The sequence below is a fragment of the Roseivivax sp. GX 12232 genome, from assembly GCF_021272185.1.
In the GTDB taxonomy this organism is placed as follows: Bacteria; Pseudomonadota; Alphaproteobacteria; order Rhodobacterales; family Rhodobacteraceae; genus Roseivivax.
Window position 1 is genome coordinate 638,179 of sequence record NZ_JAJSEC010000001.1, and the last position, 12,054, is coordinate 650,232.

Below are 12,054 nucleotides of genomic sequence, written 5' to 3' on the forward strand. Positions count from 1 at the left end.
GGTGAAAGACAGCGCCTCTCTTCTGAACGAGATCGGCCCGGAGATCTGGGTCGCCGAGGGGCCCGTGCTCACCGCGCTGGTGGGCTTTTCCTATCCGACCCGGATGACGGTGATCCGGCTGGCCTCGGGCGAACTGGTGCTCTGGTCGCCGGTGGCCTATTCCAGCGCGCTGCACGACGCGCTCCGGGCGCTGGGGCGGCTGCGCTACCTGGTGGCGCCGAACACGCTGCACGACAGTTTCATCGACCAGTGGATCGGCGCGGCCCCACAGGCGGCGCTTCTGGCCCCGCCGCGGCTGGCCGAGATGCGGGGCGACCTGCCCTTCTCGGGCGCGCTGGAAGAGCCGCCCGCCGCCTGGGCGGGAGAAATCTCGCTGCAGGTGATCGAGGGCAATGCCATCACCGACGAGGTCGTGGCCTTCCACCACCCCAGCGGCACGGTGATCTTCACCGATCTGATCCAGCAGTTTCCCGAGGATTGGTTCACCGGCTGGCGCCGGCAGGTGGCCAAGCTCGACCTGATGACCGGGGCGCATCCCGAGGTGCCTCGCAAGTTCCGCAGCACCTTCGGCGACCGCAAGGCCGCGCGCCGCGCGCTCGAGACGGTCCTGGCCTGGCCCGCCGAGCGGCTGGTCATGGCGCATGGGCCGGTGATCCACAGCGGCGCGCAGGCCGAGATCGCCCGGGCCTTCCGCTGGCTGATGCGGGAGTGAGGCGGGGCGGGCGCTGAGGCGCCGGCCGGAGGGGGCTAGGCGCTGTGGGCATAGCCCTCGGGGGCCGAAGGGTGGCGCAGGCGAAGAGCCCTAGCGCGCCGAAGGGTAGCGCGAAGGCTTAACCTCAAAGACCTGAAGGACGGCCCGCGGGCTTCGCCCGCTGCCCCGTGACCGTCTGCCCTAGACGCCCGGCCCCAGCCCGCAAAGGCCAAAGCCCTCCTGCCAAAACAATCCCCGCGACGGCCCGGCCCTCACCCTTTCAGGCGTCAGGCCCGGCCCGCCGCGGGGCGCCTCTCACTCGTTCCAGGCGCGGTCCTCGCCGCCGAGACCGCCGATCTGCATCCGCGTCGGAAGGCCGATGCGGTCGAGCACCTCGAAGAAGGGCTTGGGGTCCAGCTCCTCGACGTTCTTCATGGTCTTGGCGTCCCAATCGCCCTGGGCGATCAGCATGGCCGCCGCGACCGGCGGCACGCCTGCGGTGTAGGAGATGCCCTGGCTGCCCACTTCCTCGTAGGCTTCCTTGTGGTCGGCGACGTTGTAGACGAAGAGCTCGACCTCCTCGCCGTCCTTCACCCCGCGCACGAGGTCGCCGATGCAGGTCTTGCCGGTGTAGTCAGGCGCCAGGCTCGAGGGATCGGGCAGGCAGGCCTTCACCACCTTCAGCGGCACCACCTCCTGGCCCTCGGCCAGGGTCACCGGCTGCTCGGAGAGAAGCCCGATGTTCTTCAGCACGGTGAAGACGTTGATGTAGTGATCGCCGAAGCCCATCCAGAAGCGCACGTCGGCCTCGGGATAGTTGGTCGCCAGCGAATGCACCTCGTCGTGGCCCGACTGGTAGGCGCGCTGGCTGCCGACCACCGGCAGGTCCCAGTCGCGCCCGCTCTCGAACATCGACTTCTCCTTCCACTGGCGGTCTTCCCAGTAATAGACCGTGCCGGTGAACTCGCGGAAGTTGATCTCGGGGTCGAAGTTGGTGGCGAAATACTTGCCGTGCGAGCCCGCGTTCACATCCACGATGTCGATCGAGCGGACCTCGTCCATGCGGTCGATGGCAAAGCGCGCGAAGGCGTTCACCACGCCCGGATCGAAGCCCGCGCCGAGGATCGCGGTCACGCCCTTCTCGGCGCAGAGGTCGCGCTTCTTCCACTCGTAGTTGGCATACCACGGCGGGGTCTCGCAGATCTTGTCGGGCTCTTCGTGGATCGCGGTGTCGATATAGGCCGCGCCGGTCTCGATGCAGGCGTCGAGGACATACATGTTCACGAAGGCCGAGCCCACGTTGATCACGATCTCGGCGCGGGTGTCGCGGATGAGCTGCGCCACGGCGGGTGTGTCGCGGGCGTCGATCTCATGCGCCGAGAGCGCCCGATCGGTCTTCATCGCGCCTTTTTCGCGCACGCTGTCGATGATCGCCTCGCATTTCGAGAGCGTCCGCGACGCGATATGAATGTCGCCCAGAATATCGTTGTTCTGCGCGCATTTATGCGCCACGACCTGCGCGACGCCGCCGGCGCCGATGATGAGAACGGAATCCGTCATGGCGGTCCCCCTTGTCGTCTCGGGTGGGTTTGCCCCGCTCAGGAGAGCGCGGCGCGGAAATCCTCGTAGCCGAAGTCGCGCACCAGCCTCTCGGTGCCGTCGAGCTCGCGGATGGCGATGGCGGGCATCTTCACGCCGTTGAACCAGTTTTTCTTGACCATGGTGTAACCGCCCGCGTCGGCGATCGACAGCCGGTCGCCCGGCGACAGCGCCTGAGGAAAGCGGAACTCGCCGAAGATGTCACCGGCGAGGCAGGACTTGCCGCAGATCATCCATTCCTCGGGGCCGGCGTCGGGCAGCATCTTGCCGCTCTCGCGGTAGATCAGGAGGTCGAGCATATGCGCCTCGACCGAACTGTCGACGATGGCGAGGTTCTTGCCGTTGTGCAGCGTGTCGAGCACCGTCACCTCGAGCGAGGTCGAATTGGTGATCGCCGCCTCGCCGGGCTCGAGGTAGACCTGCACCTCGTTCTCGCCCGCAAAGCGCTTCAGCCGTTCGGCCAGCTGCTCGAGCGGATAGCCCTCGCCGGTGAAATGGATGCCGCCGCCGAGGCTGATCCAGTCCATCCTGCGGATCAGATGGCCGAAGCGCGCCTCGATCTGGTCGAGCATGGCGTCGAACCGGGCGAAATCGGCGTTCTCGCAGTTGTTGTGGAACATGAAGCCCGAGATCAGATCGGCCACCGGCTCGATGTCCTCGGGCGCATGTTCGCCCAGCCGCGAGAAAGGCCGCGCGGGGTCGGCGAGGTCGAAATCCGAGGTCGAGACGCCGGGGTTCACCCGCAGCCCGCGGGTGTGCCCGGCGCTGCGACCTTCGAAGCGGCGGAGCTGGTTCGCGGTGTTGAAGATCACCTTGTCGGAGACCGAGAGCACCTCGTCGATCTCGTGCTCGGCCCAGGCCACGGAATAGGCATGGGTCTCCTTGCCGAAGGTCTCGGCGCCGAGCTTCACCTCGAAGAGCGAGGACGAGGTCGTGCCGTCCATATACTCGCGCATGAAGTCGAAGACGCCCCAGCTGGCAAAGCACTTCAGCGCCAAGAGCGCCTTGGCCCCGGAGGCCTCGCGCAGCCAGGCGATCTTCTCCATGTTGGGCTGAAGTCGGGCCTTGTCGATCAGGTAATAGGGCGTCTGCATCGGGCGCTCTCCCCTCCTCGCTGCCGCGGCGTTGCGCGCCATATAAGTCCCCGTGCCGCGGGGGGCAAGAAACTGCGGGGAATGGCGGGGGATATGGCTGTTGGGGAGGCTCCCTGCGGGCGGACCGGGTGGTGGTTTGCGCAAACCCCGTGCCATGCGCGTGGCGGGGTGCGGGCGCTGGTGGGTGGCGGTGACGGGTGGAGTGTGGCGCGGTCCGGCGTGGGGCTGGGTCTTATGCTCCGCCGCCTACGCTCCGAGGTGAGCCGGGCGGAGCGATTGGCTCTCCGCGCCCCCCGGCCCTGGGCCACTCACCCTCAGCCCGATCCACACAGCACCACCCCACCAACCGCCTTCCCCCGCACCGAAAACCCACACCCGCGGCGGGATGTCGCATTCGTGAGTGAACTCGCCCCGCTTCTCTGCTACCGTTTTCATAGCGTTAAGGGACGCGGTCCGGCCTACCGGGCGATGGTGGTCTTCTCCCGGATGTGGCTGGCACATCGGAGGATGCCCTATGGTCAAAACAATCGGAAATCCGCTGTCATGGACGATGCACGGCCTGGCCGATGCGGCGGGTCATGTCACCCAGACGGTCGAGCGCATCGGCGGGCAGGAGCATGTCACGCCCAGGGTCAGGGCCCTCACCCACGAGGACCTGCGCGAGGCGCTGCGACGGGGCCGGGCGGATTTCGCCGCGGCGCGGACCGACGTGATGTTCATCTGCCTGATCTATCCCGCCATGGGGCTGATGCTGGCGGCCCTCGGGCTCAACATGAACATGCTGCCGATCCTCTTCCCGGTGGCGGCGGGCTTCGCGCTCCTGGGCCCCTTCGCGGCGGTCGGGCTCTACGAGGTGAGCCGCCAGCGCGAGGCCGGACAGGAGGTCTCCTGGCTGGCGGCGCTGAACGTTATCCGCTCGCCGAACTTCGGGGCCATGGTGGTCCTGGGGCTCTATCTCGCGGCGCTCTTCCTGGCCTGGCTCCTGACCGCCCATGCGATCTGGGCGCTGACCCTCGGCCCGGTGCCGCCGGCCTCGATCGCGGAATTTGCCAGCGCGGTCCTGACGACAGGCGCGGGCTGGGCGATGATGGTGATCGGCATCGCGGTGGGCTTCGTCTTCGCGCTGGCGGTCCTGGTGACCAGCGCGGTGAGCTTCCCGCTGCTGCTCGACCGCAACATCGGCGTGCCGGCGGCCATCGCCACCTCCTACAAGGTGTTCCGCGCCAATCCGCGGATGATGATGACCTGGGGCGCCATGGTCGCCACGCTCCTGGTCTTGGGCTCGATCCCGGCCTTCATCGGGCTGATCATCGTGCTGCCGCTCCTGGGCCATGCGACCTGGCACCTCTACCGCCGCGCGGTGCGCTTCTGAGCGGAGGGTTGTGCGGCCGGTTTCGGGGAACCGCTAGAGAGTGAAGGGGCGCGCTCGGGCAGACCCGGCGCGCCCCATTCTTTAGCGGCGGGCCCGCGATCCGATGACCGCCCTGCCCGCCGAGCAGCAGCTTACCGCGTCCCGGCCCGCGCCGCGTAAAGCGCCACGGCGGCGGCGTTGGAGACGTTCAGCGAGCCGAAGCCGCCGGCGAAGTCGATGCGTACCAGCGCGTCGCAGGTCTCACGGGTCTTGGGGCGCAGCCCCGGGCCCTCGGCGCCGAGGACCAGGGCGACGGCGCGGTCGCCGGCCTCCTCCAGCGCCACCTCGAGGCTGACCTCGGCGGTGCCGTCGAGGCCGAGCACCAGGTAGCCCATGTCCTTCAGCTGCTCCATCGCGCGGGCCAGGTTCACCTCGCGCAGGTAGGGCTGGCGTTCGAGCGCCCCCGAGGCGGTCTTGGCCAGGGCGCCGGTCTCGGGCGCGGAATGATGCTTCGTGCCGATCACCGCGCGGGCGCCGAAAACCTCGGCGGAACGCAGGATCGCGCCCACGTTATGCGGGTCGGTCACCCGGTCGAGCAACACCACCCGCGGCGGGCGTGTGCCGTCGCCCTGGGCCACCTCGACAAGCGGCCCCCAATCGAGCGGCTTCACCTCGAGCGCCGCGCCCTGGTGCACAGAGCCCGGATCGAGCGGTGCCGCGAACTTGCGCGGATCGCTGATCTCGGGCTCGATCCCGGCCTGCGCCAGGGCCTCCTTCAGCTTCTCCGCGGCGTTCGGCGTCAGCACCAGGCGCAGCTTCTCGCGCGCGGGATTCTCCAGCGCGTCGCGCACCGCGTGCAGGCCGAAAAGCCAGACGGTTTCGCCCGCCGAAGCCCGGCGCGCCTGTTCCTTCTCGATCACCCAGCGGGGTTTCTTCGCCATCGCTCATGCCCTTCGCGTTAAGGCCTTTCCCCTGTCGAAACCCGCGGGCCAAAGCAAGGGATTTTCCGGTTGACGGGAAATTGGGCCATCTGTATTCGACCCACCACGCGCCGGGGCAGCCCGGTGTCGGGCGACGAGCTGCAAGGTGCGGCAGCGGACTGTAAATCCGCCGGGGAGACCCACGCCTGGTTCGATTCCAGGGTCGCCCACCACTTCCCCCCTTCCTTTTCAGGCACCTTGTTCCGCCGCTCAGCGGGTCAGGCCGAAGCGCGCCGCGCCGTAGGGCGCGAGGTCGATATTGGGCCGCCGGTCGAGCATCGCCTCGGCCAGGAGCCGCCCGGTCTTCGGGCCCGCCGTCAGCCCGACGTGGTGATGCCCGACCCCGGCCCAGAGACCCTTCGGCCCGACCTCGCCCAGAAGCGGCAGGCTGTCGGGCAGACCGGGGCGATGACCCATCCAGCGCGTCGCGCCCTGCCAGTCGAGCCCGGGGAAAGCCCGTGCGCCTTGCTTGCGGATCAGCGCGAAAGGCGCCTCGGACGGGCCCGCCTCGGTGCCGCCGAACTCCAGGACACCGGCGAGCCGGGTGCCCGCGGCCATGGGCGTCGCGACAAAGGCGCCCTCGGCGACCATGAGCGGCTGGCGCGGGCCGCCGTCACCGCTGGCGAGCTGGTAGTGGTAACCGCGTTCGCTTTCGAGCGGCAGCGTGAGGCCCAGTCCCGCCAGAAGCGCCCGCGCGCCCACGCCCGCGGTGACCAGCACCCGGTCGGCGCTGAGCGCTTCGCCCCCGGCCATGACCCCGGACACGGCGCCATCCTCGATGCGCAGCGCGTCGACCTCGGTCCGGTGGAGCCTGCCGCCCTCGGCCTCGAAGGCGCGGGCCAGCGCCGCGACATAGCCGCCGGGGTCGGCGACAAAGCCGTGATCCTTCAGGACCGCGAGGCAGCCCAGCCCCGGCCCCAGCGCCGGGTCGTAGTCGCGCACATCCCTCCCCGCGATGCGCAGATGCCGGAACCCGGCCTGCGCCTTGATCTCGAGCGCGGCGCGGTCGGCCTCATAGGCCCCGCGCGTCCGGGTAGGCATAGACGTAATCCGAACGCGCGAGATAGGCCGCGGCCTCGGTGCCCCGGGCCAGCGCCTCATGCGCGGCGACCGCATCGGTCACAAGCTCGCCCAGCGCCGCGCCGATGCGCGCGACCTCGGCCCGGCCCGCGTGGCGCGCGGCGCGCAGGAGCCAGGGCAGGAGCTTCGGCAGGTAGGACCAGCGCAGGAACAAGGGCTTGTCGCGGTCGAGCAGCATGCCCGGCGCCGCCCGGATCGCGCCCGCGTCGATCGAGGGACGCACCGCCGAGGCTGCCAGCACGCCGGCATTGCCGAAAGAGGCCCCCTGCCCCGGCGCGTCCCGGTCGATCAGCGTGACCTCGGCGCCCATGCGCCGCAGCCAGAGCGCCGATGAGACGCCCACGATCCCGGCCCCGATGACCACCACCCGCATGGGATCAGAGCTTCGAGGAGATGACGCCGGTCGCGAAGCCGCCCATGCGCAGCTCTCCGAAGAGCCGCTGGTATTCGATCTTCGGACAGCGGTTCTGGATCACGTCGATGCCGCGGGCCTCGGCTTTGGCGGCGGCCTCCGGGCTTTCCACGCCGATCTGCATCCAGACGGTGCGCAGCTTCGGGAAACGCTCCAGCGCCTCTTCGACGATGCCGGGCACCGCCTCGGAGCGGCGGAAGATGTCGACCATGTCGATCTCGGCGCTGACATCCGCCATGCCGCCCGCGACCTCGCGACCGAAGAGCGTCTTGCCCGCGTGGCCGGGATTGACCGGATGCACCTCGAAGCCCTTGGTCGAGAGGTAGCGCCCGACGTAATGGCTTGGCCGCACCGGGTTCGGCGAGACCCCGATCATCGCGATCACCCGGGTCCGCTTCAGCACGTCGCGCAGGAAGGCGTCGGAATAGCTCATGCCGTCCTCCCGAGGCCCGGAACGGAAAAAGGCGCCCGGGCCAAAGCCCGGACGCCAGTCACGGAACGAGGGACAGTGAAGGTGTCGCAGGCGTTCCGAGCCTGCGAGCCTTCTAATAATGTGGGCGCGAAAGTCACAGTTTGTAGCCCGGTCGCGAAAGCGTGAACAAAAGGGTTGCAGTTTCCGATTTTTTCATTCCGCCGCCTGTGCCGCTGCTTCGGTCCGCAACATCTGCCAGACCCGATGCGGGGTGAAGGGCATGTCGGCCTGGCGCACCCCGCGCTCCCAGAGGGCATCCTGCACGGCGTTGGAGACCGCGGCAAGCGCGCCCACGGTGCCGGCCTCGCCGCAGCCCTTCATGCCCATCGGGTTGGCGGTCGAGGGCACCGGCTCGGTCTCGAACCGGAAGAAGGGCAGATCCGTCGCGCGCGGCATGGCGTAATCCATGAAGGAGGCGGTCAGAAGCTGGCCGGTCTCGTCGTAGACGACCCGCTCCATCAGCGCCTGGCCCGCGCCCTGGGCGATCCCGCCGTGGACCTGGCCCTCGACCAGCAAGGGATTGATGAGATTACCGAAATCATCGACCACCTGGTAGCGGTCGATCTCCACCTCGCCGGTGTCGGGGTCGATCTCGACCTCGACCACATGGCAGCCGTTGGGGAAGCTGCGCGCCTCGAGCGCCTCATGCGCGGAGAAGCTCAGAAGCGCCGTCTCGCCCTTCGCGCGGGCCATCTCGGCCACCTCGAGAAGCCCCGGCGTCTCGTTCGAGCCGGGGATGCGGAAGCGTTCGTCGTCGAAGCTGACCTGGTCCTCGGGCACGTCGAATTCCCGCGCGAGGAAGCCCGAGAAGGCGTTGACGATGTCCGAGACCGCCTTGAGCGTCACATTGGCCTGCACCGTGACCGAGCGCGAGCCGCCGGTGCCGCCGCCGCGCGCGATGAGGTCCGAATCACCCTGCACGACGCGGATCTTCTCGACCGGGATGCCGCTCTGGTCCGAGAGGAACTGCGCATAGACGGTCTCGTGCCCCTGGCCGTTCGACTGGGTGCCGACGTAGATCACCGCGCCCGCTTCCTCGAATTCGACGCGCACGCCCTCGTCGGGGGCGCCGAGGATCGCCTCGATGTAGCAGGCCAGCCCCTGGCCACGCAGCCGGCCCTTGGCCTCGGAGGCCGCGCGGCGCGCGTCATAGCCGGGCAGATCCGCCGCCGTCTCGGCATGGGCCAGCACCCGGGCGAAATCGCCGACGTCATAGGTCTCGCCGGGGACGGTCTTGTAGGGGAAGGCCTCGACCGGGATGAAGTTGCGGCGCCGCAGCTCCCAGGGGCTCACGCCCAGCTCGCGGGCGGCGCGGTCCATCATGCGTTCGAGCACGTAGATCGCCTCGGGCCGGCCGGCGCCGCGATAGGCGTCGACCTGGCAGGTGTTGGTGAAAAAGGCCTCGGACTGCAGGTAGGCGGCGGGCACGTCATAGACGCCGGTCATCACCCGGCTGAAGAGCTGGGTCTGCATGAGCGGGCCGAACTGGCTGGCATAGGCCCCGAGGTTGAAGCGCGTGTCGACGCGGTAGCCGATGATCCGGTGGTCGGCGTCGAAGGCGAGCTGCCCGCGCGAGACCAGGTCGCGGCCCATGTTGTCGGAAAGCATCCCCTCGCCCCGCTCGGCGGCCCAGCGCACCGTGGCGCCCAGCATGCGCGCGGCCTGGGCGACGACGAAATACTCCGGGTAGACCATGGTCTTCATGCCGAAGCCGCCGCCGACGTCGCCGGTGGTGACATGCACCGCGTCCTCGGCAAGGCCCAGCACCTTGGCGAGCTGGCTCTTGTGGGTCCAGACGCCCTGGCTCGACATATCGAAGCTGAGCCGCGCCCCGTCCCAGGAGGCGGTGCAGGCCCGGCCCTCGAGCGCATTGGCGATGATCTTGTTGTCCTCGACCTCCAGGTCGACCACATGCTCGGCGCGCTGAAAGGCGGCGCTCACGGCCTCCTCGTCGCCGAGCCCGAAGGTGAAGGCGCGGTTGTCGGGGGCCTCGGCGTGCAGCGGCTCGCCGCCCGGCGCCATCTCCAGGTGGACGGGCAGATCCTCGATCTCGGGCATGATCAGCTCGGCGGCATCCTTGGCCGCGTCGAGCGTCTCGGCCACCACCAGCGCCATAGGCTCACCCACGAAGCGCACGCGGCCCTCGGCCAGGATCGGGCGCCGCGGCGCGATGCCCGGGCTGCCGTCGCGGTTCTTGACCATGACGGTGAAGAGCCCCTCAGTCACCCCCGCCGCGCGCAGGTCTTCGGCGGTCAGCACGAGGCGGACGCCCGGGGCCTGTTGCGCCTCCTCGATGTCGAGCGCGGTGAGGCGCCCATGCGCCACCGGCGCGCGCAGGAAGACGCCGTAAAGCGCCCCCTCGGGCACCGTGTCATCGGTGTAGCGGCCCGCCCCGGTAAGCAGCCGCAGGTCCTCGCGGCGGGTGACGGGCTGGCTCTTGCCGAACTTCTCCATGGGGGCCTCCGGGCGTTGATCTCGCCCGGACCTTAAGGCCCCGCGCCTCAGTGTCCAGTGGGCCCGCCCGCGCCGCTGAGGGTCACGGTCTCGGCGCGGCCATAGCCGTTGAAGGCGGTGGCGATGGCGCTCGAATAGGCGCCCATGCCGGGGATCACCAGGTAGTCGCCCTCGGCCAGGTCCTCGGGCAGGGGCAAGGGTTCGGGCAGCCGGTCGAGGCTGTCGCAGGTCGGCCCGAAGACGATGCGCGGGCGCATCGGGCCTTGGCGGGGCGGGCCCTCGGGGCTGAGGCAGGTGACCCCGCCCCCAGCGCTCAGGTCGCGCCATTCGGCCAGGTGGCCGTAGATCCCGTCGGCCAGGAAGACCGAGGCGCCGCTGGTGGCTTTCACGGGCACCGCGAGCGAAGCGGCATCGGCGACCAGCGCCCGCCCGGGCTCGCAGAGAAGCGCCGGGGCCTCGGGCCCGAAGGCGCGGGCGACCGTCTCCCCGATGGCGGTGAAGATCGCGCCGAGGTCGGGCTCCGCCCCGCCCCGCGCGGCCGGAAAGCCGCCGCCGACATTCAGCCGGGAGAGCCGCACGCCGGCCTCGCGGGCGACGCGCGCGGCGGCCTCGATATAGGCGACCCAAGCGGCGGGATCGGCGCATTGGGTGCCGGGATGGAAGCAGATCGAAGGCCGGGCGCCCGCCTCGGCGGCGGCGACCAGCAGCAGCACCGCCGCCTCGGGATCGGCGCCGAATTTCGCGCCGAAGTCATAGGCCGCGCCCTTGACCGGCAGCTTCAGCCGCACGCTGACCTCCTGGCCGCGCAACGCGCCCAGCTTCGCCAGCTCGCCCGGCCGGTCGACCGACCAGGAGCGCACCCCGAGCCGCCGGGCATGGGCGATCTCGGCCTTGGCGCGCACCGGGTTGTTGTAATGCAGCGCCGCCCCCGGCAGCACCGAGGCGAGCCAGTCGATCTCCTCGGGCGAGGCGACGTCGAAGGCCGCGATGCCCTCGGCGGCCAGGGTTTCCAGCACCGCGCGCGCCGGGTTGGCCTTGACCGCATAGGTCACCTCGCCGGGGAAACCCGCGCGGAAGGCGCGCGCCCGCGCGGACAGTGCGCCCGGCCGGAAGTAGAGCACCGGCCCCTCGGGCCGGGTCGCGGCGAGATGCGCCGCCTCGTCGGAAAAGATGCGTTCCTGCCGGACCAAAGCTGCCTCCTGCCTGTCGTTATGCCTTCAGTCTCGGGCAGAATTTCGTCGCTTTCACTTGGCACTTCCTGCAGAGTGAGAAAGATTTTGGGCAGATCTCAGGGTGAATCATGCAGATTGACGACATGGACCGGCAGCTCATCGCGCTCCTGGCCGAGAACGCCCGCGCCCCGGTGGCCAAGCTCGCGCGGGCGACGGGGCTCGCACGCACCACCGTGCAGGCCCGGCTCGACCGGCTCGAGCGCGGCGGCGCCATCGGCGGCTACACGATCCGCAAGGGCCCGGGGCTGACCCCGGCGCTGACCGCCTCGGTCCTGGTCTCGGTCGAACCCCGCGCCGAGCCCGCCGTGATCCAGCGCCTGCGCGCCCTGCCCGGGGTGATGCGCGCGACCACGACCTCGGGGCGGACCGACCTCCTGGTCGAGGTCACCGCCGAGACCACCGAGGCGCTCGACGCCCTGCTCGACCGGATCGGCGAGGCGAAGGGGGTTCGCTCCTCGGAGAGCCTGATCCACCTGACGACGAAGATCGCGCGGTAGGGCGCGCGCCCGGCTGGCGTCGATTTTGGGTCGGGGTCGCCAAAGGCCGTGCTCCGCCCTCGGGAACGCCCCGGCCCGACACCCCCACCCGCAAGCTCAAGCCCTCCAGCCCGCTCCCGCGCCGGACAGCCCAAGCCCCCCACCACACACCACCACACCCCCCGCCCCCTCTGTTCACCCGGCCAAGCATCC

Annotated in this window: 11 protein-coding genes and 1 tRNA gene; 4 read left to right on the forward strand and 8 right to left on the reverse strand. The window is 69.9% G+C overall.

Annotation, left to right across the window (positions count from 1 at the left end):
• Position 1: 1 nt before the first annotated feature.
• Entirely contained in the window at positions 2–712 is a 711-nt protein-coding gene (locus LR948_RS02925) for a DUF4336 domain-containing protein (RefSeq protein WP_232752424.1), read from the forward strand.
• A gap of 294 nt (positions 713–1,006) precedes the next feature.
• Here LR948_RS02925 and LR948_RS02930 read toward each other — a convergent pair whose 3' ends face one another.
• Positions 1,007–2,251 carry a saccharopine dehydrogenase family protein gene (locus LR948_RS02930; RefSeq protein ID WP_232752425.1) on the reverse strand — a complete coding sequence of 415 codons (1,245 nt, stop codon included), beginning with the start codon at positions 2,249–2,251 and terminating at the stop codon, positions 1,007–1,009.
• 38 nt (positions 2,252–2,289) lie between these two features.
• Entirely contained in the window at positions 2,290–3,384 is a 1,095-nt protein-coding gene (locus LR948_RS02935; RefSeq protein ID WP_232752426.1) for a carboxynorspermidine decarboxylase, read from the reverse strand.
• Positions 3,385–3,898: 514 nt separating this feature from the next.
• On the opposite strand from LR948_RS02935, the gene LR948_RS02940 reads away from it, so the two are divergent.
• Positions 3,899–4,756, forward strand: a complete 858-nt coding sequence (locus LR948_RS02940) for a DUF2189 domain-containing protein (RefSeq protein WP_232752427.1) — start codon at positions 3,899–3,901, stop codon at positions 4,754–4,756.
• Between the two features lie 131 nt (positions 4,757–4,887).
• On the opposite strand, the gene rlmB is transcribed toward LR948_RS02940, so the two are convergent.
• Positions 4,888–5,676, reverse strand: coding sequence for a 23S rRNA (guanosine(2251)-2'-O)-methyltransferase RlmB (gene rlmB, locus LR948_RS02945; RefSeq protein WP_232752428.1), 789 nt, complete (start codon positions 5,674–5,676; stop codon positions 4,888–4,890).
• A gap of 128 nt (positions 5,677–5,804) precedes the next feature.
• Here rlmB and LR948_RS02950 point away from each other — a divergent pair.
• Positions 5,805–5,888, forward strand: a tRNA-Tyr gene (locus LR948_RS02950).
• 37 nt (positions 5,889–5,925) lie between these two features.
• On the opposite strand, the gene LR948_RS02955 is transcribed toward LR948_RS02950, so the two are convergent.
• The 5 genes from LR948_RS02955 to LR948_RS02975 form a co-directional block, all read right to left on the reverse strand.
• A complete protein-coding gene (locus tag LR948_RS02955) occupies positions 5,926–6,756 on the reverse strand; it encodes an FAD-binding oxidoreductase (protein WP_232752429.1) in 831 nt (276 codons plus the stop codon).
• A complete protein-coding gene (locus LR948_RS02960) occupies positions 6,728–7,168 on the reverse strand; it encodes an FAD-dependent oxidoreductase (RefSeq protein WP_232752430.1) in 441 nt (146 codons plus the stop codon). Before LR948_RS02960 ends, LR948_RS02955 begins: the two co-directional genes overlap by 29 nt.
• A gap of 4 nt (positions 7,169–7,172) precedes the next feature.
• A complete protein-coding gene (locus LR948_RS02965) occupies positions 7,173–7,640 on the reverse strand; it encodes a CoA-binding protein (RefSeq protein WP_232752431.1) in 468 nt (155 codons plus the stop codon).
• 192 nt (positions 7,641–7,832) lie between these two features.
• Positions 7,833–10,133 carry a xanthine dehydrogenase family protein molybdopterin-binding subunit gene (locus LR948_RS02970; RefSeq protein WP_232752432.1) on the reverse strand — a complete coding sequence of 767 codons (2,301 nt, stop codon included), beginning with the start codon at positions 10,131–10,133 and terminating at the stop codon, positions 7,833–7,835.
• Positions 10,134–10,180: 47 nt separating this feature from the next.
• Complete coding sequence (locus LR948_RS02975) at positions 10,181–11,323, reverse strand: type III PLP-dependent enzyme (protein WP_232752433.1); 1,143 nt, start codon at positions 11,321–11,323, stop codon at positions 10,181–10,183.
• Between the two features lie 110 nt (positions 11,324–11,433).
• Between LR948_RS02975 and LR948_RS02980 the strand changes: the two genes are divergently transcribed.
• A complete protein-coding gene (locus tag LR948_RS02980) occupies positions 11,434–11,862 on the forward strand; it encodes an Lrp/AsnC family transcriptional regulator (protein WP_232752434.1) in 429 nt (142 codons plus the stop codon).
• Positions 11,863–12,054 lie beyond the last annotated feature (192 nt).

Excerpts from the sequence above, each read along its gene's own strand:
- LR948_RS02960 (WP_232752430.1), bottom strand. The coding sequence starts at position 7,168 with ATGCGGGTGGTGGTCATCGGGGCCGGGATCGTGGGCGTCTCATCGGCG.
- LR948_RS02980 (WP_232752434.1), top strand. The coding sequence starts at position 11,434 with ATGCAGATTGACGACATGGACCGGCAGCTCATCGCGCTCCTGGCCGAG.
- rlmB (WP_232752428.1), bottom strand. The coding sequence starts at position 5,676 with ATGGCGAAGAAACCCCGCTGGGTGATCGAGAAGGAACAGGCGCGCCGG.
- LR948_RS02965 (WP_232752431.1), bottom strand. The coding sequence starts at position 7,640 with ATGAGCTATTCCGACGCCTTCCTGCGCGACGTGCTGAAGCGGACCCGG.
- LR948_RS02930 (WP_232752425.1), bottom strand. The coding sequence starts at position 2,251 with ATGACGGATTCCGTTCTCATCATCGGCGCCGGCGGCGTCGCGCAGGTC.
- LR948_RS02970 (WP_232752432.1), bottom strand. The coding sequence starts at position 10,133 with ATGGAGAAGTTCGGCAAGAGCCAGCCCGTCACCCGCCGCGAGGACCTG.
- LR948_RS02935 (WP_232752426.1), bottom strand. The coding sequence starts at position 3,384 with ATGCAGACGCCCTATTACCTGATCGACAAGGCCCGACTTCAGCCCAAC.
- LR948_RS02955 (WP_232752429.1), bottom strand. The coding sequence starts at position 6,756 with ATGCCTACCCGGACGCGCGGGGCCTATGAGGCCGACCGCGCCGCGCTC.
- LR948_RS02940 (WP_232752427.1), top strand. The coding sequence starts at position 3,899 with ATGGTCAAAACAATCGGAAATCCGCTGTCATGGACGATGCACGGCCTG.